16 protein-coding genes and 4 tRNA genes are annotated in these 21,416 nt (G+C 44.4%); 4 read left to right on the forward strand and 16 right to left on the reverse strand.

What is annotated here, in order from left to right:
• Positions 1–655: 655 nt before the first annotated feature.
• The 8 genes from KT990_RS06730 to secA form a co-directional block, all read right to left on the reverse strand.
• Positions 656–732 (reverse strand) — tRNA-Pro (locus KT990_RS06730).
• 17 nt (positions 733–749) lie between these two features.
• Positions 750–825: transfer RNA gene (locus tag KT990_RS06735), tRNA-His, on the reverse strand.
• 33 nt (positions 826–858) lie between these two features.
• Positions 859–935: transfer RNA gene (locus tag KT990_RS06740), tRNA-Arg, on the reverse strand.
• 34 nt (positions 936–969) lie between these two features.
• Positions 970–1,046: transfer RNA gene (locus tag KT990_RS06745), tRNA-Pro, on the reverse strand.
• A gap of 151 nt (positions 1,047–1,197) precedes the next feature.
• A complete protein-coding gene (gene nadA, locus KT990_RS06750) occupies positions 1,198–2,265 on the reverse strand; it encodes a quinolinate synthase NadA (RefSeq protein ID WP_218209358.1) in 1,068 nt (355 codons plus the stop codon).
• A gap of 152 nt (positions 2,266–2,417) precedes the next feature.
• A complete protein-coding gene (gene argJ / locus KT990_RS06755; protein ID WP_218209359.1) occupies positions 2,418–3,638 on the reverse strand; it encodes a bifunctional glutamate N-acetyltransferase/amino-acid acetyltransferase ArgJ in 1,221 nt (406 codons plus the stop codon).
• 158 nt (positions 3,639–3,796) lie between these two features.
• On the reverse strand, positions 3,797–4,150 hold the full coding sequence (locus KT990_RS06760; RefSeq protein ID WP_005098054.1) for a hypothetical protein: 354 nt from the start codon (positions 4,148–4,150) through the stop codon (positions 3,797–3,799).
• A gap of 137 nt (positions 4,151–4,287) precedes the next feature.
• Complete coding sequence (gene secA, locus KT990_RS06765; RefSeq protein ID WP_218209360.1) at positions 4,288–7,014, reverse strand: preprotein translocase subunit SecA; 2,727 nt, start codon at positions 7,012–7,014, stop codon at positions 4,288–4,290.
• Positions 7,015–7,345: 331 nt separating this feature from the next.
• Between secA and KT990_RS06770 the strand changes: the two genes are divergently transcribed.
• The gene (locus tag KT990_RS06770) at positions 7,346–7,981 is read left to right on the forward strand and encodes a peroxiredoxin (RefSeq protein WP_005098056.1); all 636 of its coding nucleotides are present in this window, start codon (positions 7,346–7,348) and stop codon (positions 7,979–7,981) included.
• 473 nt (positions 7,982–8,454) lie between these two features.
• Here KT990_RS06770 and KT990_RS06775 read toward each other — a convergent pair whose 3' ends face one another.
• Genes KT990_RS06775 through trpA form a run of 4 tightly spaced genes read right to left on the reverse strand, consistent with a single transcriptional unit; the run spans position 8,455 to position 12,473 of the window.
• Entirely contained in the window at positions 8,455–9,504 is a 1,050-nt protein-coding gene (locus KT990_RS06775) for an SPOR domain-containing protein (protein WP_373686065.1), read from the reverse strand.
• Positions 9,495–10,778 carry a bifunctional tetrahydrofolate synthase/dihydrofolate synthase gene (folC, locus tag KT990_RS06780; protein ID WP_180078674.1) on the reverse strand — a complete coding sequence of 428 codons (1,284 nt, stop codon included), beginning with the start codon at positions 10,776–10,778 and terminating at the stop codon, positions 9,495–9,497. Before folC ends, KT990_RS06775 begins: the two co-directional genes overlap by 10 nt.
• Positions 10,775–11,671 (reverse strand): acetyl-CoA carboxylase, carboxyltransferase subunit beta, encoded by an 897-nt coding sequence (gene accD / locus KT990_RS06785; RefSeq protein ID WP_034608357.1) that lies wholly within the window; start codon positions 11,669–11,671, stop codon positions 10,775–10,777. Before accD ends, folC begins: the two co-directional genes overlap by 4 nt.
• Before the next feature lies 1 nt (position 11,672).
• Positions 11,673–12,473, reverse strand: a complete 801-nt coding sequence (gene trpA / locus KT990_RS06790; RefSeq protein ID WP_180050911.1) for a tryptophan synthase subunit alpha — start codon at positions 12,471–12,473, stop codon at positions 11,673–11,675.
• A 365-nt stretch (positions 12,474–12,838) separates the two neighbouring features.
• Here trpA and KT990_RS06795 point away from each other — a divergent pair, with 365 nt between their 5' ends.
• Positions 12,839–14,173 (forward strand): Na+/H+ antiporter NhaC family protein, encoded by a 1,335-nt coding sequence (locus tag KT990_RS06795; protein ID WP_005098063.1) that lies wholly within the window; start codon positions 12,839–12,841, stop codon positions 14,171–14,173.
• 48 nt (positions 14,174–14,221) lie between these two features.
• Here KT990_RS06795 and KT990_RS06800 read toward each other — a convergent pair whose 3' ends face one another.
• Positions 14,222–15,259 carry a helix-turn-helix transcriptional regulator gene (locus KT990_RS06800; protein ID WP_005098065.1) on the reverse strand — a complete coding sequence of 346 codons (1,038 nt, stop codon included), beginning with the start codon at positions 15,257–15,259 and terminating at the stop codon, positions 14,222–14,224.
• Positions 15,260–15,401: 142 nt separating this feature from the next.
• Between KT990_RS06800 and KT990_RS06805 the strand changes: the two genes are divergently transcribed.
• On the forward strand, positions 15,402–16,280 hold the full coding sequence (locus KT990_RS06805; protein WP_180075581.1) for a metal-dependent hydrolase: 879 nt from the start codon (positions 15,402–15,404) through the stop codon (positions 16,278–16,280).
• A 63-nt stretch (positions 16,281–16,343) separates the two neighbouring features.
• Here KT990_RS06805 and KT990_RS06810 read toward each other — a convergent pair whose 3' ends face one another.
• Together KT990_RS06810 and KT990_RS06815 are read right to left on the reverse strand one after the other, a co-directional pair.
• Positions 16,344–17,336 carry a DUF2804 domain-containing protein gene (locus tag KT990_RS06810; RefSeq protein WP_159138813.1) on the reverse strand — a complete coding sequence of 331 codons (993 nt, stop codon included), beginning with the start codon at positions 17,334–17,336 and terminating at the stop codon, positions 16,344–16,346.
• A gap of 136 nt (positions 17,337–17,472) precedes the next feature.
• Positions 17,473–17,982, reverse strand: coding sequence for a DUF1543 domain-containing protein (locus KT990_RS06815; RefSeq protein WP_005098068.1), 510 nt, complete (start codon positions 17,980–17,982; stop codon positions 17,473–17,475).
• Positions 17,983–18,468: 486 nt separating this feature from the next.
• On the opposite strand from KT990_RS06815, the gene KT990_RS06820 reads away from it, so the two are divergent.
• On the forward strand, positions 18,469–20,700 hold the full coding sequence (locus KT990_RS06820; protein WP_159138812.1) for an NADP-dependent isocitrate dehydrogenase: 2,232 nt from the start codon (positions 18,469–18,471) through the stop codon (positions 20,698–20,700).
• Positions 20,701–20,776: 76 nt separating this feature from the next.
• On the opposite strand, the gene KT990_RS06825 is transcribed toward KT990_RS06820, so the two are convergent.
• Positions 20,777–21,416: TIR domain-containing protein (locus KT990_RS06825; RefSeq protein WP_218208516.1), on the reverse strand; the 640-nt coding region annotated here is incomplete at its 5' end.

Consider the following 21,416-nt stretch of genomic DNA (forward strand, 5'->3'; position numbering starts at 1 on the left):
TCCAACAAAACCTAATCTTAACACTTTGTGCTAAGTTACTGTTTTATCAGAAGTTTTAATCTTCATCACTGCCGATGGATGTGCATTCTACAGGATTTCACACCCAACACAACCCCTATTTCTAAATAATTCAGCAAAAACCCAACGACTGTTTATTTATTCTACAAAAAATGCAGTTTTTCCTATTTCCTGAGTAAAAAATATACACTCCAAGGAGGTTTATAGTGTTTATTTACTTATAAAAGCTATTTCTGGTGGATTTCAGATTTATATTTTAATTTATCTTTTCTTTAGCAAGAAAAATATAGATATCAAGACTGATAAATTATTTATATTTCCCTTTTATATAAATGCTGAGGAACTCATACACTTCACCAAAATAAAATAATACGAAAATGAGAATGCCTCAATATTCCTCCACCCTTAAACGCATCATAATCCTTCTTCAGCAAAAGACATAAAATAAAAAACCCATCTCACCTGCATAAGCTATATTGAGTGAAAAATAAATTGATATAGAGATACAAGTGATTACATAAACAATTATTAAAAAGGCGACTATAAATAATATTGTGTATTTTTTATACTTATTAAATTTTAGGCATAAAAAAACCGCTTAACGCGGTATCTTTTATCTCGACCATCTTTAAGGAGATGGTCGGAGCAGTAGGATTCGAACCTACGACCCCCTGGTCCCAAACCAGGTGCACTACCAGGCTGTGCTATGCTCCGATTTCAACTTTAAAAGTTGGGGTGAATGACGGGATTCGAACCCGCGACAACTGGAATCACAATCCAGGGCTCTACCAACTGAGCTACATCCACCATCATTTTGATTCTTAACATCAAGCGACCAAATGGCGCGCCTGACAGGATTCGAACCTGTGACCATCCGCTTAGAAGGCGGATGCTCTATCCAACTGAGCTACAAGCGCGTTACTGATGCAAACATCATTTGCCTTGAAGAATTGGTCGGAGCAGTAGGATTCGAACCTACGACCCCCTGGTCCCAAACCAGGTGCACTACCAGGCTGTGCTATGCTCCGATTCATCTCAGCTTTCGTATCGAACATCGTTCGGTACGGTGTGCATTCTAGGCGTGACGCCCGGAGACGTCAACACCTATCTTAAAAAAAAACCTAAAAAACGCGCCAAGCGTTTATTTATCAAGCGCTTCAGACATTTTTTATACAAATTTTAACGTTTTAGTCCGGCACTAAAATTCAACATGCGATCTAGAGGCAGTTTTGCGCGTTCAGCCAGTATAGGATCGACATGTACTTCCTGATCCTTATGCTGTAATACATGCAAAATACCATCCAGCTCATTCATTGCCATCCACGGACAATGCGCACAAGAACGACAGGTTGCCCCTTCCCCCGCAGTTGGTGCCTCAATCAGGATTTTATCGGGAACTGCTTGCTGCATTTTATAGAAGATACCACGATCCGTAGCCACAACTAAACGCTGATGTGGCAAAGTCTGTGCGGCTTTAATCAGTTGCGAGGTACTGCCTACTGCATCGGCAATCTCGACTACAGACATGGGGGATTCCGGATGTACCAACACCGCAGCATCGGGATAGAGTGCTTTCATATTGACAATACCGCGTGAACGGAATTCTTCATGCACGATACAGGCACCATCCCAGAGCAACATTTCTGCACCGGTTTTGCTTTGGATATATCGGCCCAAGTGCTGATCCGGCGCCCAGATAATTTTTTCACCGAGACTATCCAGATGTTCAATAATTTCCACTGCACAGCTAGAAGTCACCACCCAATCGGCACGTGCTTTCACCGCTGCGGAAGTATTGGCATACACCACCACGGTATGATCGGGGTGCGCATCGCAGAAAGCTGTAAATTCATCAACCGGACAACCAAGATCCAGTGAACAGGTCGCTTCCAGGGTTGGCATCAGCACGGTTTTATCTGGAGATAAAATTTTTGAGGTTTCACCCATAAATTTCACTCCTGCCACTACCAACGTAGAGGCTGAATGATCGCGACCAAAACGTGCCATTTCCAGAGAATCCGAAACACAACCACCGGTCAACTCAGCCAGTTCTTGTACTTCAGGATCGCAATAATAATGCGCCACCAAAACGGCATCCTGTTTTTCCAGTTCAGCCTTGATTTGTGCAAATTTGTCTAATTTTTCCTGCTGGCTCATTTGATGTTCTTGAGGAACGCCTAAACGATCTAAATGCGCCTGCACAATCGACTTTGCTTCATTGGCTATTAATTTGGTCGCACTATTCATAACAACTCTTACTCTACCCTAATTATCCGTTATGACACGGACATTTACCCTACACCCTAATCACAATTGGCAAAATGCCATTTTTGACCAGTCATTAAAAATCATAAGATATAAAAAAAGCCCCACAACGGAGGCTTTAGAAACGATCTGAATTATGAACGATAATCTGCATTAATCTTGACGTAATCATAAGACAGGTCACAGGTATAGACCGTATCTTTCGCTGTACCACGTCCAAGATCAACACGAATCGTCATTTCAGCTTGGGCCATCACACCTGCACCAGCTGCTTCAGTATAGTCTGCCGCCGCACCACCATCTTTACAGATTTGTACATCATCTAACCAAACCTGAATTTTTGCAACGTCTAAATTCGGCACACCAGCATAACCAATCGCTGCCAGAATACGCCCCCAGTTTGGATCAGAAGCAAAAATCGCAGTTTTAACCAATGGCGAATGTGCAATGCTATAAGCCACATCACAGCATTCCTGAATATTAGCACCACCTTCTACCGCAACTGTAATAAATTTGGTGGCACCTTCACCATCACGCACAATCAGTTGCGCCAAGCGTTTCATGGTACGCATTAACACATCAAGCACGACTGCATAACGTGGATCTTCAGTCGAAGTAATTCCAGCCCCCCCGCCTTGACCTGTGGCAATCAAGATGCAGGAATCATTGGTTGAAGTATCACCATCGATAGTAATGCGGTTAAACGACACATTTACTGTTTCTGTTAATAACTGCTGAACCAGTTCACGGCTGATTGGAGCATCGGTTGCCACATAACCCAGCATAGTCGCCATATTTGGACGAATCATGCCGGCACCCTTGGAAATACCGGTCATGGTATAGGTGACACCATCCAGCTCGAACTGCTCTGAAGCGCCTTTCGGTGTAGTATCTGTGGTCATGATTCCCGTTGCAGCATCGACCCAGGCATCATCACGCAATGAGTCTAGCGCAGGTTGTAAACCGCTGAGCAAACGCTCCATTGGCAATTGCTCGCCAATGACACCCGTAGAGAATGGTAAAACTTCAGCAGCCTGTACCCCTGCCAGTTCAGCCAGCTTGGCACAGGTGGCTTCTGCATTTGTCATGCCTGTAGGGCCGGTTCCTGCATTGGCATTGCCGGTATTGATCACCAGGTAACGCGGATTCCCTACCTGTAAATGCGCTTTAGATACATGCACAGGGGCTGCACAGAAGGCATTTTGAGTAAATACCCCTGCAACATTGGAGCCTGGAGCCAGTTCAAATATCACCAGGTCACGTCGGTTCTGATAGCGCACATAGGCTTCAGCCGAACCAATTTTAACCCCTTTCACCACATGCATCTGTGGCATAGATACGTCACCAACTGCCATTTTAAAGTCCAATATTGAAGTTTCGGAAAAATACAGCTTAGTTGATCTGCAACAAAAAATCGAGCCAAAGCCTGAGTAAGCTTGAGATTTATGATGGATTTTCACAATAAAAAACCAGTCATCAAGACTGGTTTCTGCATTTTCAAAAATCGGGGATTTTAATTTTTCGCAAGTTGCCCTGCTTCATTTAATAAAGCCTGCTTCGCTTGCTGCTGACTCGCGGCAGAAAGTGCCGGATTAGATGCCACAATACGATCTGCATTGGCCGCATTGGCCGGTGCGATCGCAGCGGTCTGCAACACAATCGGGCGATTCTGATTGGCAAAGGTATAACGAATCCCGGTACGCGGGCTGGCCACGGTCACTTGTTCATCTGTACGTTGTACTTGAGCTGTAGTAGAACCCACTGCTTGCTGAACTTTATCAAGTGTCGTGGTGGCTGCAGTTTCTGCAAAACTTAAAGCAGGCATGGCCAAAGCGGCAATCATGAGCGTTTTTAATACTTTTTTCATTCAGGTTATTCCACTTTTCGGTGTTGAATGAGCCATTAAATACCATTTAATCCGCAGGACTGCAAATAGTATTCAGTTTCTGAAAAATCTTTATACATAAAAAATCAGAGCCATGTGGCTCTGATTTTCAATATCGCTTAGATTCTGCCATGACACTGTTTATATTTCAGGCCTGAACCACATGGACAAGGTGCATTACGGCTTGCCGGCGCTTCAAAGACTGGCGCTACCGGATTTGCCTCAGCATTTTGTTCAGTCGTATTTTCATGTTCATCTGCCAGTAAACCGTCGAACTCATCATGAGATAACTGCAAACGCATTGCCTCAGCCTGTGCCAGCTGCTGCGCTTCCATTTCAGCCAGCTCTTCAGGTGTTGGAACATGAATACGCGATAAATCTGTAACGACATCCGATTTGATGACACCCAGCATATTCACAAACAGGTTATAGGCTTCTTTTTTATATTCCTGCTCTGGATTTTTCTGTGCATAGCCACGTAAATGGATGCCCTGACGCAAGTAATCCATCGCTGCCAGATGTTCTTTCCAGTGACGATCCAGAGAATTCAGCATAAAGTGACGTTCAAGCGATGCTGCAGATTCCGCACCCATTTGTTCACGACGTGAACGGTAACGATTCAGTACTTCATCGCTAATACGCACCACCAATGCCTCTTCATCGAGACGACGGTCCTGTTCCAGCCATTGTGCGATAGGAAGATCGAGTGACATGTCTTCACGCAAGGCCAATTCCAGACCTTCAATATTCCACTGGTCATGAATCGACTCAGGCGGAATATAATTGGCAATTACACCCTGCATCACTTCACGAATCATTTCTTCAATATAATCTTGCAGCGAATTTTCTGCCAGAATGTCATCACGCTGACTATAAATAATCTTACGCTGTTCGTTATTCACGTCATCGTATTTCAGCAAGTTCTTACGAATATCGAAGTTACGTGCTTCGACTTTACGCTGTGCATTCTCAATCGAGCGAGACACCATTTTGTGTTCAATCGCTTCATCTTCCTGCAAGCCCATGGCACGCATCATACCAACCACACGGTCACCGGCGAAAATACGCATCAAGTCATCTTCAAGCGACAGGTAGAAACGCGATACACCCGGATCCCCCTGACGGCCTGCACGACCACGCAACTGGTTATCGATACGACGTGATTCATGACGTTCAGAACCGATAATATGCAAGCCACCCGAATCCAGAACGGATTGATGATTAACATCCCATTCCGCTTTCAGACGCGCTTCGTCATCGCTTGTCGGATTTTCAATTTTGGCCAGCAATGCTTTCCAGTTACCACCCAGCAGAATATCGGTACCACGCCCCGCCATGTTGGTGGCAATGGTCACGGCACGCGGTGCACCGGCCTGCGCAATAATATCCGCTTCACGTTCGTGCTGTTTGGCATTCAGTACTTCGTGGGTAATACCGGCAGCTTTCAACTTATCGGATAGAATCTCAGATGCTTCGATGGTTGCCGTACCAATCAAGATTGGCGCAACACCGGCTTCATGCACACGCTGAATTTCTTGAATAATCGCGTTATATTTGCCTTCACGATTTAAATAGATTAAATCGTTCTGGTCATCACGGATCATTGGACGATGGGTCGGAATCAGCACCACATCCAGACCATAAATTTCTTTCATTTCCGCGGCTTCAGTATCAGCAGTACCGGTCATACCCGATAATTTTTTATACAGACGGAAATAGTTCTGGAATGTTGTGGTTGCCAGGGTCTGGTTCTCTGGTTGAATTTCCAGATCTTCTTTGGCTTCTACCGCCTGATGCAAACCTTCAGACCAACGACGGCCCGGCATGGTACGACCGGTATTTTCATCAACGATAATCACTTCACCATCATTGATGATGTATTGCACGTTACGTTGATATAAATAATGGGCACGAATTGCCGCAGTCACATGATGCAACAGATTCAGGTTCGAAGCCGAGTACAGGCTCTCACCTTCAGCCAGCAAGCCCATTTCAATCAGTTCACTTTCAATGGTTTCAAAACCCACTTCAGTGATTTCAACTGAACGCTGTTTTTCATCAATCCAGAAGTGACCACCATCCGGCACTTTCTCTTCTTTTTGCGGCTGTAATTTTGGTGGAATATTATTAATGGCTGCATAAAGCTGCGAAGAGTCTTCACTTTGACCCGAAATAATCAGCGGAGTACGTGCTTCATCAATCAGGATCGAATCGACCTCATCAATAATCGCATAGGTTAAACCACGCTGCTTTTTCTCAGCCAGCGAGAACACCATGTTGTCACGCAGGTAATCAAAGCCAAATTCGTTATTGGTACCGTAGGTAATATCGGCACGATAAGCTTCCGCTTTTTCCATCGGATTTTGCATGGAATAAATAATCCCGATGCTTAAACCCAAAAATTCAAATAATGGACGGTTGAGCTCGGCATCACGTTGTGCCAGGTAATCGTTCACGGTAATGACATGCACACCTTGACCGCTGATGGCATTCAGGTAACAGGCCAAGGTACCCATCAGGGTTTTACCCTCACCGGTACGCATCTCTGCAATTTTACCTTCGTGCAAGGTAATACCACCGATCAGCTGCACGTCATAATGACGCATGCCCATGACCCGCTTGGCGGCTTCACGACAGACTGCAAATGCTTCAGGCAATAATTTATCGAGGTTTTCACCCTTATTATATCGTTGTTTGAATTCTTCAGTTTTTGCAGATAAGTCTGCATCGCTAAGGGTAGATATCGTCGGCTCGAGCACATTAATCTTGTCTACGATTTTACGCATGCGTTTGAGTTCGCGCTCATTTTTGGTACCGAAGATTCCTCCGATCAGACTTGCCAACATGAATAGACTCTCTAAATCTTGCTTGTCAAATGAATATGTTCTTAGTCGTTATTATGGTGCTAGAAATTTGAACTACAAGGGTTTTGCTATAAAACCACTGAAAAAATCTGATCCTGAGTTCTAGCCCCGAGATCTAAGGCAAAGTAATGTAGCAAACTTTAGCTGTGCAATATAGTCAATTAGACGACTGATTTGTTTGATTCTAGATAGATAAAACAAATAACTTATGCATTTTATTCATAAAGAAAGCTAAAAACACTATTTTTAATCATAAAAAAATTAGTTCATATTAAATCTCATCTCTACATTAAAAGACAAATTGAGGCAAAAGATGAGTTTACGTCTAGGCGACACCGCACCGAATTTTGAACAGCAATCCAGTAAAGGCCTGATTAATTTTTATGATTTTCTGGGCGATAGCTGGGGCATTTTATTTTCACATCCGGCGGACTATACGCCGGTATGTACCACTGAACTTGGCTATACCGCAAAGCTGAAGGATGAATTTGAAAAACGTGGTGTCAAAGCCATTGCCTTATCGGTTGATGATGTTGAATCACATAAGGGCTGGATTAAAGACATCAATGAAACCCAGAATACCACAGTCAATTTTCCGATCATTGCCGATCAGGATCGTAAAGTGTCTGAGCTATATGACTTTATTCACCCGAATGCCAGTGAAACGCTCACAGTTCGCTCTTTGGTGGTCATCGATCCAAATAAGAAAGTACGTTTAATCATTACCTACCCTGCATCGACGGGTCGTAATTTCCATGAAATCTTGCGTGTGGTGGATTCATTACAACTCACCGACAGCCATAAAGTCGCAACACCTGCCAATTGGCAGCATGGCGATGATGTGGTGATTGTGCCATCGCTAAAAGATGAGACTGAAATTGCACAACGTTTTCCCAAAGGGTATACCGCGGTCACGCCTTACCTGCGCTTAACGCCACATCCTGAGTGAGGATCAGCAAGGCACTGCTTCGCCCTGAGGAATATATTCCGCAAGAAGACGAGAAGCTACGCTTCGAGTGACACAAATTAAAAGGACTCCTTTTTAATTTTGCGCAAGACAAGCGAAGTGCGTAGCACGGGATAAAACGGAGCACTGCTCTGTCCTGAGGACATATATTCCGCAAGAAGACAAGAAGCTAGGCTGTGACTGTAAGAATAAACGAAGCACTGCTCTGTTCATAAAGAATATGTATAAGTACATCCACTCTTAACGTTGATGTATCTATATAAAAAGCAGCAAGATTAAAACTGAATTTCTAACCCGAATGACGTGCCGAGTTCGAAGTTCATCACCAGCCTATCTTTAGATAGGCTTTTTTAATCCTGAGAGCTTTGTCACCTTTTTAATTTTTGCTCCCCAATAAAAATGGATCCAGGCATAACCTGAATCCATTTTAAACCAAAGTACAGTAATACGCTGTCTTAGTTACGCTTATCTAAAGGCACCCAGTCAATCACCCAGGCAGATTTCATATTCAGACTGTCATCTGCAGCGATTTTTTTACGCGAAGCATCAGCAGTTTCCCGATCCTTTGATGGACCGACCATGATGCGAATCCCTTTAGATGTTGGACTCTTGGTCACTTTATAACCCTTGGCACGCAGTTTTGCCGCAACCGCATCTGCATTGGCTTCATTGGCTGCCAGTGCAACCTGCACCATCCACTGCTTGTCACTTTCACCTTCCAGCAATTTACGTGCCTGCTCAGCTTCTGCTTTCTTTTTGGCGTCTTCTGCTGCCTTTTTCTTGGCTTCTTCAGCCTTACGTTTGTCTTCGGCTTTACGTTTTTCTTCGGCGGCTTTACGTTCAGCTTCTTTCTTCTCGGCTGCCTTACGCTCTTCCTCAGCCTTACGTTTTGCCTCAGCCGTCTTACGTTCTGCTTCGGCTTTTTGCTGTTGCTCCAATTTACGTTTTTCTTCAGCCGCTTTGCTTTCAGCGGCTTTACGCTCCGCTTCTTTCTTGGCCGCTTCAGTTGAACTGTTGGCTTTTTGCTGCTCAAGCTTCTGCAGGGCTAGCTTTTTGTCTTGTGCAGCCTTTTCTTCAGCCAAGCGTTTCTGTTTGGTCTGTTCGTCTTCGACCAGTTCTGGTGGAATATTATCCGAGCTTTGCTGTCCCATACGATGCGCATTAAGTGCAGCATATTCTTCAGCCGCTTTACGCGCCGCATCTGCTTCTGCCTGCTGCTGCATCGCTAAAAATTCAGCCGCACGAGCCTCCTGCTCTGCCACAGATTTTTCCCGATCACGGCGTTGCTGTTCAAGTAAACGCTTTTCTGTTTCCACATCGACCGTCAAGGAACCCAGCGAATGATTCACTGCATCCTTCGTTTCCACTTCCGCAACCTGTGCCGGTTTCTGCTGACGATCCTGCTTGATTTCATCTTGACCTTTCAGGAGTAATGCTGCCAATAAAACACCACCACCGAGTAAAACAACACCGCCCATCCAGCGCTGTTTGTTATTCATTGACATTCTTCCAAATACTCCCATACCGCTTCTAAGGTATGAAATGATCCACATACCAAAATCAGCTGATTATTATCTGTTTGATCCAGTGCTGATTTAAAAGCTAATTTCACATTGTCAAATTGTTCTACCGCCTCACCGCCTAGAGCTTCAGCCAAAACTGTGAGCTCTGCCGCACGTGGGACGGATAATGGTGCAATTTTCCACAATTGAACCGTGTCTTTCAATAACTTGGTGACAGAATTTATATCTTTATCTGCCAACATTGAAAACACACAAACGATATTTTTATAGTTTTGATTGTAATTTAAATAGTTTCGCAACTGTTTCAGCAGAAACTCGACCCCATGCGGATTATGTCCGGCATCAAAAATCACGGTTTTATTCTGGATTTGACAGACTTCAAAACGTCCCGGCAACTTTGCCGTTTGAATCCCTTGTGCAATCGCCTGCTGACTGACGTTTAATCCGCTCAGCAGAATGGTAGCCACAGCGGTAGAAATATTATCTAGCGCCAGTGAACCTGTTGGGAGTTTTAAGGTCGTACCTGAAGAAGCAAATGCCCAGCTTTGCCCATCTTCAAAGGCTTCATAGAAATAATCACGATTCACCGCATATAGGGGCGCGTTGCATTGCTGAGTTTTAGCTAAAATGGCTTGTGGAATCTGTTGCTGTCCACCAAACACCACCGGAATATTCGGCCGGATAATTCCGGCTTTTTCAAAGGCAATTTTCTCGATGCTATCACCGAGCCAATCGGTATGATCCAGACCAATATTGGTAATCACTGCTACATCCGGATTAACCACATTGACCACATCCAGACGACCGCCCAGACCGACTTCCAGCACCCAGACATCACATAACTGATCTTTAAAAATCACAAAAGCGGCCAAAGTGGTCGCTTCAAAGAAAGACAGGCTCAAATCACATTCGCGACGAGCCTGGTCCACCTGAACAAAAGCATCCACCAACAACTGATCTTCAACTTCAATGCCGCGCAATTTTACCCGCTCATTGAAACGGTACACGTGTGGAGATTGATACAGCCCGACCTTGAAGCCTTGTGCATTCAAAATCGCAGCCAATGTGGTGGTGGTTGACCCCTTACCATTGGTTCCAGCCACCGTCAGCACTTTGGCCGCCGGACGTGTCACACCGAGCTTTTCAGCCACCGGAATAACCCGTTCCAGACCTAAATCAATACCCGTAACGTGAACATGGCTCCAATAATCGAGCCATGTACTTAAAGAATCTGTTGCTAGCGGTGCTGTGTTCAATGCAGGTTCATCAATTTCGTAACAATACGGTAAACTGTATCACGTAATGCGTGACGGTGAACAATCTGATCGATTACCCCATGATCAAGCAAATATTCCGCGCGCTGGAACGGTTCTTCCAGTTTTTCACGGACAGTTTGTTCGATCACTCGTTTACCGGCAAAGCCAATCATCGCCTTCGGTTCAGCCAGATGTACATCACCCAGCATCGCCAATGATGCAGTGACACCACCGTATACCGGATGCGTCAATACCACCACATAAGGCAGGCCTGCTTCTTTTAAACGCTGGATAGCAGCCGAAGTACGTGCCATTTGCATCAAGGACAACATGCCTTCCTGCATACGTGCACCGCCTGAAGCAGCAAAGCAGATCAAGGGCTGACGGGCTTCAATCGCACGCTCTGCCGCCTGAACAAAACGGTCACCGACCACTGTCCCCATAGAGCCGCCCATGAAATCGAATTCAAATGCACAGGCAATCATTGGGACATCTTTTAGCAGGCCTTGAATCACGACCAACGCTTCGGTTTCGCCGGTTTTCTTTTGCGCTTCTGCCATACGCTCTGGATAAGCTTTGCTATCGACAAACTTTAACGGATCTTTAGCCTTAAACTCCTGACCCAGTTCAGTCTGTACCTGGTCAAAGAACCAGTTCAGGCGATCACGGGCTTTCATGCGTAAATGCTCATCACACTGCGGACAAACATAGGCATTGAATGACATCGCGGTACGGGTCACCAAAGCATGACATTCAGGACACTCGACCGTAGGCTCGGTAAATGTCGCTTTGTAGATCGTTTGCTCATCAGGTACATGAATGCCTGGAACAATGCGTTCCGTCCATGGGGTCGATGGGCTCAGAATTTTGCCTGATTTCACGGGTTGACTCATACTATAACTCATCGAGCGCTGCTCGAAGCTCCTTGACTTTATTCACCGTCGCAATAACGGCTTGTTCTGGTGCAAGCGTTGCAAACTGCTTTACAAACGCACTTCCCACAATAACTGCATCGGCAGCAACACCCATCGCTTTCGCAGATGCAGCATCGCTGATACCGAAACCTACGCCTACAGGAACATCAGTCACAGCTTTAATCTTTTGAATGCGGGCAGCGGCTTCAGAGACATCTAAAGTTGCTGCACCGGTCACGCCTTTCAAGGATACATAGTAGATAAAGCCAGTGGCCTGTTTCGCTACGTGTTGAATACGTGCATCGGTTGAAGTGGGTGCCAGCAGGAAAATCTGATCCATGTCATATTTTTCCAGTACTTCACCCAGACTTTGTGCTTCCTCTGGCGGTAAGTCCACCAGCAGCACGCCATCTACTCCACATTCGTAAGCATAAGCCACAAACTTTTCATAGCCAATCACTTCGACCGGATTCAGATAACCCATCAGCACCACAGGTGTTTCGCGATCTTTCAAGCGAAATTCTTTCACCATGTGCAGTGCGTCCAAAGTATTGGTTCCGCCTGCCAGCGCACGTTCAGCCGCTAAAGCAATTACGGGACCATCTGCCATCGGGTCTGAGAAAGGAAGACCCAGCTCAATCACATCGACACCCGCCTCTACCATTGCATGGAGCAAAGGTACAGTGACCTCTGGATGCGGATCACCAGCCATCACATAAGAAACTAAAGCTTTACGCTGTTGAGATTTAAGTTGTTCAAATTGTGTGGCTAAACGTGACATAGGGCTGAGCTTTCCTTAACGTGTTTCAAACTTGAGGCATTGACTATGTAAAAATACAAGACGTCGCATTGTAACGCTATTTTTTGTCCAATGAACAGTCTGCGATACCGACCTCGAGTATTTCATTTCCTGTACGAAGATTTCAAAACAATTCGGAAGGGTCTATTTACGATTATTTTGATTTTTTTCACAATGATCAAAGATGCCTAATTTTGCTATTAGCTAAAATCCTGAATATTTAGATAAACTTATTTTTATCATGCAAAAATTAATAAAAATGCAGATGTTAGCGCATTCATTTAAAGTTTTCTGAAATTGCAAAACCTGCTTTATACTAGTCCTATTCTCTTACTTTTTTATCTCCTATGCAGACTGATTCTGAGGCTACAGTGCAGGCACGCGCCATTGCACTGCTGCCGCTTATTGTATTTTTAACCCTATTTTTGGGTAGCGGGATCTATCATTCCCTGATTGGAACCGAATTTGCGTTCTATCAGGTGAAAGCGCCTGTTGCTGCCCTGCCTGCGATTATTTTGGCTGCATTGGTGTATCGCGGCAAACTCAATCAGGGCATTGAAGCCTTTCTAAAAGGGGCCAGTCATCCGAACTTAATTTTGATGTTTATGGTGTTTATGCTGGCCGGTGCCTTTGCCAGTGTCAGCAGTGCGATTGGCAGTGTGGATGCCACGGTACAACTGGGCCTGTCGATTATTCCGCCTGAATTTATCTTGCCGATGCTGTTTATCATCTCGGCATTTATTGCCACGGCGATGGGCACCTCCATGGGCACCATTGCAGCTTGTGCCCCGATTGCCTTTGGTTTTACCCAGGTCACCGATATTAATGTGATCTACGCCATTGGTGCAGTCGTAGGCGGTGCCATGTTCGGTGACAACCTTTCCATGATTTCAGATACCACCATTGCAGCCACCACCAGCCAGCGGGTGCAATTACGTGACAAGTTCAAAGTCAATGTCTGGATTGCTGTACCGGCCTCTATCAGCACCATTGTGATTTATATTTTAAGTACAGGCAGCTCCAGCCCCGTAGAATATAAAGATTTTAACTGGTTACTGGTCTTACCTTATATTGCGGTCTTTGTTTTGGCTTTTAGTCGCCTGCATGTCCTCGCAGTACTGACCATTGGTGTTTTGCTTTCGGGTCTGTTCGGCCTGTTTGCGACGCCTGAATTTAACCTGCTCAAACTGAATACTTCGATTTATGACGGCTTTGTCGGCATGTTTGAAGTGGCATTACTGTCCATGTTTCTGGGTGGCCTGTCGGCGATCATGCAACGTGAAGGTGGTTTACGCTGGCTAATCGAGCGCATTTATAGCCTGACCCGCCTGTTTAAAGTTGGGCAGCAAAGGGCCGGCGAAATCGGGATCAGCTTTCTGGTGGTATTTTCAAATATCTTTGTGGCCAATAATACCGTCGCAATTATTCTGTCGGGTGATATGGCACGTGAAGTCGCCAAAGAATACGGCGTGGATCCCAAGCGTTCTGCAGCACTGATGGATATTTTCTCCTGCGTGGTACAAGGTCTGATTCCTTATGGTGCACAGTTGCTCCTCGCCTGCTCGATTGCAAAAATCTCACCGGTTGAACTGATTGGCGGCTTGTACTATTGCTGGATCCTGGCCATCTTCGCAATTGCTGCGATTGCGTTGAGATTCCCCAACCTTAAAGCAACCGCTTAATCTCTGTATCATCCTCACATCAAAAAGCGATCTGATTGGGTCGCTTTTTTATTGCTGTGCATGCTTTAACTGTTTCTTGCGCTGGAACAAAGTCTGTCCGGTGGCTGCTTTATAGGCGCGGGCCAAGGCCGACTGGTCGGAATAATCCAGCGCTTCAGCAATCTCGCTCAGACTAAGCCCCTGCTGTAACAAAATCTCACAGCGTTTGATGCGCTGCTGTTGCAGCAGTTTTTTAAATGAAGTTTGATATATGCTGAATAAGCGTTGCAAGCTTCGGGTCGACATCCACAACTGCTGGGCAAGCTGCTCAATTTTGATCGCCTGTTGCCTGGTTCGCAACTGTTCGGCAATGATTTGCTGTGCTTGCTGCAAGGTATTTTCAACAGGTACTTTTGCTGCAATCGCCTGTTCCGCCTGAAGAGTCAGCAACTGCAATAATATGGGGTCAGCATGCTCAGACCCATGAGCTAACCCCTGTACATCCAGTTCCAGAGCATAATAATCTTGAGAAAACTGAACCTCACAGGCAAAGAATTTTTGATAATGCATTTGTGCCATTTCAGCTGCATGAGCCAGTCGTACACAACGCAATAAAAGTGGCTGCTCTTGCAAAATAACCCGTCCCAGTTGCACCATTGCTGCCATGGTGAGCTCATTTAACAAATTATATTTTTCATCTAAATAGCCCCAATAGAGTTCCATACTGTGTTCATGCTGCTTCAACTGTAAAGGCACGAATTCACTGCCATCAATCACCAGCCGCTGAAAGCGCATGCTATAGCCGATCATTTCCGCGACACTACTGCTACGTGAAACCATATAACCCAGTACACCAAAATGCTCAGGACGAATGACCTGCACGATTTCAAAAATCAGCTGCGGACAGTTCAGATGTTGCCGAGTAGTTAAAATAATATGATTCAACAATTCCAAAGGTACTTGTGTATCAAAAGGCTGATCGATGAGGGTCACAAGCGAGTCATGCACATCTTGCAGAAAGTCGGCAGTTAAGGGTTCAATCCCCACATCACGCAAATAAGTCGCCCAGAGCTGAAGATAACCATTGGATATTTTTATGTCTTGCATGTGCGATTCTCGCTGGCAGCTCTAATCTGACCAGTTTTATTTTCATTTGGCATAAAATGTATAAAAATTGGCAAGCTCTGTCAAAACAATGGTGAGATTCGCCGACATACTGTCAGCATCGTCACAAAAAAGAATCTACAAGATGAACGCCATATTAAAATCCGCCCTACAGCCTGTGGTTCGCACCCAACTTGATTTTAAACTGGATGAAATTCCACGTTACTGGTTCGGCGGCGATCCCTTTATGACACGCATGTTCGATGCCCTGAGCCTGACCTTTCCAGACGGCGAGCGCTATTTTATTCAGAGTGTCCGCCTGTTCCGCGATCAGATCCAGGACCCGGAGCTGCAACAACGTGTCGCGGATTTTATCCGCCAGGAAGCCCAGCACGGCATCGCGCATGACAAAATGAATCAGTTGATGCGCGAGCAAGGCATGCCTGTAGACCAATTTATTGAACGTTTAAATAAAATTTTCAATTATGATCTGAAGCACCGCTCACCCCAGTTTAATATTGCCATTACCGCTGCGGCAGAACATTTAACGGCGCTTATGGCAGAAACTTTTTATGGACAAAAACAGACCCTGAAAGATGCCCATCCTTTTGTACGGGCATTATTGGCCTGGCATGCCATTGAGGAAATGGAACACCGCGATGTAGCTTTTGATGTGATGAAAAATGTGGCTAAAACCCCAGAATTTACCCGTCGAGCCACCTTAGTCAGCACGACCATTTTAATGTTTAGTTTTACCGTCTACCGTGCCAATGTCATGCTGAAACATGATGGCTTTAGTCTCTTGCAACGCTTGCAGATGAATCTCAAGAGCTTACCCTGGTTTTTTGGCCCAAAAGGCACATTGACCCGAATGGGCAAACAGTATCGAGACTGGTTTAAAAAAGACTTTCATCCGAGTCAGCACCCAGTGATTGCCCAATACGATGTCTGGATCAACACCCTAAATGAAACCGGCGATCCGATTCAAGCCGGTGAAGCCTTCTGGCAGGCCGCGAAAGACTAAACGTGAGCATCGCTTAAATCAAAAAACCTTCATTAACTTGAAGGCTTTTTGATTTAAGATGATTTACCATTTGGCATAATGCTGCTCAAGCAAGGCATATTCATTCAGTAAAATAATTTCCTGATCATCCTGCTGAATGGTGCCACAGACTTTGGCCTGCCACTGGCTAAACTGGCTGCCGACCAGACGCAAATTCAGATTTTCATAACGTCGCCAACCGGTTGTCACCGTTAGATTCAGCTTTTCATCTAGCGATTGAATCGTCCATTGAGTTTCGGATGCCTGCTGAAAGAGCACATCAGCCAATGGATAAATTTTTCCGTTGATCCATAAACAGTTTTCATTACCAAAGCTTTCGTTAACACCGGATGCTAAATTAATTCCAATCCGCTGATTGGTCGCATCCCAAAAGTTACACGACAACCAAAACCAGGCAGTTTCTGGACGTAAAAAGCCACAGGTGTCATCCAGCAAGGCAAAAGTTCGTTCGTTAAATTGAATCTTTTGTTTTTGTTTATTTAAAAAATAGCCTTCGCAACCTAAGGTCGTGAGCTTTTGCGTATAAGTCCAACCGTTGATACCAGTTGGGCTACACATACTTAAAGGATCGGTTCCTGCACAAAAGATTCGTGCACTGAGCTGAATTTCGCCGTATTTACTGACATTGATATAGCGCACACCGTTGGCATGCTGAATATCGACCTGAAAAGGCGATTTATGAAAATAACTGTGATTGAATAATGGTTGTTCATCCAGCACAGTATGGCGAGACAGGAAATTAATCGCATTCCATTCCAGAACGTCATTGGTCATATGGTTGTAGACATAGACAAAACTGTGCCCTGCCCATGCAATATCGGCAATCGCCAGCCCAATGGTATAATGTTCGTGCTGAATACTACAAAATTTGAATTTCTTATATTTTAGATGCTTACGCCAGCCTGACAGCACCTGACCATAAGGGTTCTTGTATTGATATGCCTGATAGTCAATACTTTTTGGAAGTTCCTTGAAACGTCCATAGTGCGGTTGTCCATTTGCCTGAATTAAATCCATTTAAGATGTTCCATCTCAGTCAAAAGCTGTTTTTCCTTTCCGGTATTATGCAGATTATTGAACTTTGATAAAGATTTTTTTTAAGTCACTCGTCGAATCCTGACCCTCAGCCACGCTATAGCCCTATGCTTCAGTTTTAAATCGTGAGATAGGTATTTTCCCAGCGATTCGCACTAAAATGTCCCTCGACCAGCTGTACATATCGGCCATACACCTGATCAATCGCAATGCAATCATCGACATCCAGCACCCGGTCAGTATGCTGTTTTTGCCAGTGCTTGGCGAAATAAGCTTTACCGCGCTGTTTTGCCACCATGGCATTCTGTGCCACCACCAGCACATAACGGTGCAGCTCACCAAATTCACGTGCATCATAACCACCTAAATTAATCAGCCAAAGCTTTTCGGCAGCCTGATTCGGAGCAGCATCGCTAAATTGAACGTGATAATTTTTCCCCTCGAACTCCAGTCCATTAATTTGCGCCCAGGCATCAATATGCAGCCCTTTTTGCTCGGCAAACCAGGCATTTTTCAGTTGAGGATAGGTTTCTTCCAGAGTTTCGCCTACTGCCAGTACCACATCATGAACTTCTGTATTGGCACGGGCATGACGGCCACCAAGCATCACAATAAATAAACTGGGCATTCGATTTCCTTATTTCGCTGCAATTTTAAGAATGATTTGATCAATACTTAGAAGTATATCGCAAAGTAATTCAATGATATTGAGGTGATGATTCGTCAAGACAAATTTCCTCAATTGACCCGAAGAAATTGTCCCGAAATAGTATCTGCTTACTCAACATTTATTTGTATTTCGAGATCATCACGATCCCGCCCAATGCTCAAAAACTCATCTTCAGTGAATACAATCTGGTAGCATAAAATTTCTTTCCAGCACCACAATGATTTCTAAGCGCCGAAAATTATTTTTTTGTACAAAATACAAACACAGCTAAACCATACAAATCTGTACAAATTTTCGCCCAAATTTCAATCTAAAAGCATATTTCGTTGACTGAAATGCGCTGAAAGACGATACTCTCAATGTTTTTATTTAAGCAAATCGGTTCAATGAGGCTGGACCAAAAGTTCGGTCCTCAGAAACTCAATCCAACGCAAGGGGCTATATATGGCTGGTGGAAAGTCAACTATCATTTACACACTGACCGACGAGGCGCCATTACTGGCGACTTATTCTCTGCTGCCGATCATTGAGACCTTTACTAAGCCAGCTGGCGTTGAGATCGTCAAAAGTGACATCTCTGTAGCTGTGCGCGTGCTCTCTGAATTTACAGATTACCTAAGCGAAGAGCAAAAGGTGCCTGACACTCTAGCTGAGCTAGGTCGTCTTACACAAGATCCAGACACGAACATTATCAAACTCCCAAATATCAGTGCTTCTGTTGGCCAGCTAACAGCGTGTATCAAGGAACTCCAGTCTAAAGGCTATGCCCTTCCTGACTATCCTGAAAACCCGGCCACTGAAGAAGAAAAAGCAATCAAGGCACGTTATAGCAAATGTCTTGGTTCAGCAGTAAACCCGGTACTACGTGAAGGTAACTCAGACCGTCGTGCACCTGCTGCCGTTAAAAACTATGTGAAAAAACACCCACACTCTATGAGCGAGTGGAAACAGTGGTCTCAAACTCACGTTTCACACATGGACGAAGGCGACTTCTACCATGGCGAAAAGTCGATGACTTTAGACCGTGCACGTAATGTGAAAATGGAATTGATCACCAAGTCTGGTAAAACCATCGTTCTTAAGCCAAAAGTTGCGCTTCAAGATGGCGAAATCATCGATTCAATGTTCATGAGCAAAAAAGCGCTTTGCGATTTCTATGAAAAAGAATTAGATGATTGTAAAGAAGCCGGCATCTTGTTCTCACTTCACGTGAAAGCAACCATGATGAAAGTTTCACACCCGATCGTATTCGGTCACTGTGTGAGAATTTACTACAAAGACGCATTTGAAAAACACGGCAAGTTATTTGATGAGCTTGGCGTGAACGTAAACAACGGTATGGCTGGTCTTTATGAAAAGATCGAAACTCTACCAACCTCTGTACGTGAAGAAATCATTGCAGATCTACATGCTTGCCAAGAACATCGTCCAGCACTTGCGATGGTTGATTCTGCCAAAGGCATCACGAACTTCCATTCACCAAACGACGTGATTGTAGATGCTTCTATGCCTGCAATGATCCGTGGTGGCGGTAAAATGTGGGGCGCTGATGGCAAACCTTATGACTGTAAAGCAGTTATGCCTGAATCAACATTCGCACGTATTTACCAGGAAATGATCAACTTCTGTAAGTGGAATGGCAATTTTGATCCACGTACAATGGGTACCGTACCGAACGTTGGTTTGATGGCGCAAAAAGCGGAAGAATACGGTTCACACGACAAAACTTTCGAGATCTCTGAAGCGGGTATTGCCAACATCGTTGATCTTGAAACTGGCGAAGTGTTGATGTCACAAAACGTGGAAGAAGGCGATATCTGGCGTATGTGTCAGGTGAAAGACGCACCGATCCGCGACTGGGTGAAACTTGCAGTAACGCGTGCACGTAACTCTGGCATGCCGGCAATCTTCTGGCTTGACCCGTACCGTCCACACGAAAATGAACTGATCAAGAAAGTTGAAAAATACCTGAAAGATCACGACACTGCCGGTCTTGATATCCAGATCATGTCACAAGTACGTGCAATGCGTTATACGCTTGAACGTGTTGCGCGCGGTCTAGATACCATTTCTGTAACAGGTAACATTTTACGTGACTACCTGACTGACTTGTTCCCGATCATGGAATTGGGTACATCTGCAAAAATGTTGTCAATCGTGCCGTTAATGGCGGGTGGCGGCATGTATGAAACAGGTGCAGGCGGTTCTGCGCCTAAACACGTACAGCAGTTAGTTGAAGAAAACCACTTACGCTGGGATTCACTCGGTGAATTCATGGCGCTTGCAGTTTCTCTAGAAGAAATGGGTATTAAAGAAGGCAATGACAACATCAAGTTACTTGCTAAAACTTTAGACCGTGCAACTGGCAAATTGCTAGATAACGACAAGTCACCTTCTCGTCGTACTGGCGAACTCGACAACCGTGGTAGCCATTTCTACCTGGCGAAGTTCTGGGCTGAAGAACTTGCTGCTCAAGACGAAAATGCTGAATTGAAAGCGAAATTTGCACCACTTGCAAAAACTTTAGCTGAAAATGAAGAGAAAATCGTTACTGAGCTTGCTGAAGTTCAAGGCAAATCAGTAGACATCGGTGGTTACTACGCTGTTGATCAAGAGAAAGTAAATGCAGTGATGCGTCCAAGTGCTACTTTGAATGCAGCACTTGCTACGATCTAAGCTTTTGCAAAACTGACTTGATCAGTAATGTAAAATAAAAAAACCGGCGTCTAGGCGCCGGTTTTTTTTAATGTGTTTAAAATAATTTATTAAAATCTACCTCGTAACCAAGGGATTTAATTTCTTTGGCAAGTTGAATTTCCCAGCCATTATCAGACATGTAAACCATTCCACTAATATCTCCTGGTAGTTCAATATTATGATCAACAACTAATGGAATTACTTTATCACGTCCTAACTTTCCAACTAAAAGACCGTGTTCAAATACAACATTTTGTCTCGCTCGCAGTTTTAGATTAGCCTGCTTAGCAACTGCCTCACCAACATCATCTGGCGTATATAGTACAATGCCAAATCCAACATCGATAAATTTTTCTAATTTTTCAATAATAGTTTTCCCACTACTAGCTTGCTCATGCAAGATAATAGCCTCAAAACCTATTTTTTCTAAGAAACGTGCTGTCTCAAGCTTTTTAGCTTTATCATGACCATGAACAATAAAAGCTTTTCTTAATAGTGTATTCGAATTTGTATCAGATTTACTAAGTTTGACTTTTGATTTACTAGAATCATCAGCTAGTACTTCATCATTCTCAATATCCATAATTAGAGAATCAATAAAGGAGATTGAGGGTTTATACTCGTCCTCCATAAATTGCTTAATTGGATCATGATAACCCACCATAACTAGAGGATGAAGTTTTGAGTGTAATTTA

The sequence above is a fragment of the Acinetobacter sp. F9 genome, assembly GCF_019195275.1.
GTDB lineage: Bacteria > Pseudomonadota > Gammaproteobacteria > Pseudomonadales > Moraxellaceae > Acinetobacter > Acinetobacter pseudolwoffii.

Bases quoted from the DNA above. Each gene is read 5' to 3' on its own strand.
- accD (WP_034608357.1), bottom strand. From the start codon at position 11,671: ATGAGTCAACCCGTGAAATCAGGCAAAATTCTGAGCCCATCGACCCCA.
- KT990_RS06760 (WP_005098054.1), bottom strand. From the start codon at position 4,150: ATGAAAAAAGTATTAAAAACGCTCATGATTGCCGCTTTGGCCATGCCT.
- KT990_RS06800 (WP_005098065.1), bottom strand. From the start codon at position 15,259: ATGCAAGACATAAAAATATCCAATGGTTATCTTCAGCTCTGGGCGACT.
- nadA (WP_218209358.1), bottom strand. From the start codon at position 2,265: ATGAATAGTGCGACCAAATTAATAGCCAATGAAGCAAAGTCGATTGTG.
- KT990_RS06810 (WP_159138813.1), bottom strand. From the start codon at position 17,336: ATGGATTTAATTCAGGCAAATGGACAACCGCACTATGGACGTTTCAAG.
- KT990_RS06775 (WP_373686065.1), bottom strand. From the start codon at position 9,504: ATGTCAATGAATAACAAACAGCGCTGGATGGGCGGTGTTGTTTTACTC.
- KT990_RS06770 (WP_005098056.1), top strand. From the start codon at position 7,346: ATGAGTTTACGTCTAGGCGACACCGCACCGAATTTTGAACAGCAATCC.
- secA (WP_218209360.1), bottom strand. From the start codon at position 7,014: ATGTTGGCAAGTCTGATCGGAGGAATCTTCGGTACCAAAAATGAGCGC.
- trpA (WP_180050911.1), bottom strand. From the start codon at position 12,473: ATGTCACGTTTAGCCACACAATTTGAACAACTTAAATCTCAACAGCGT.
- KT990_RS06795 (WP_005098063.1), top strand. From the start codon at position 12,839: ATGCAGACTGATTCTGAGGCTACAGTGCAGGCACGCGCCATTGCACTG.
- KT990_RS06805 (WP_180075581.1), top strand. From the start codon at position 15,402: ATGAACGCCATATTAAAATCCGCCCTACAGCCTGTGGTTCGCACCCAA.
- KT990_RS06815 (WP_005098068.1), bottom strand. From the start codon at position 17,982: ATGCCCAGTTTATTTATTGTGATGCTTGGTGGCCGTCATGCCCGTGCC.
- KT990_RS06820 (WP_159138812.1), top strand. From the start codon at position 18,469: ATGGCTGGTGGAAAGTCAACTATCATTTACACACTGACCGACGAGGCG.
- argJ (WP_218209359.1), bottom strand. From the start codon at position 3,638: ATGGCAGTTGGTGACGTATCTATGCCACAGATGCATGTGGTGAAAGGG.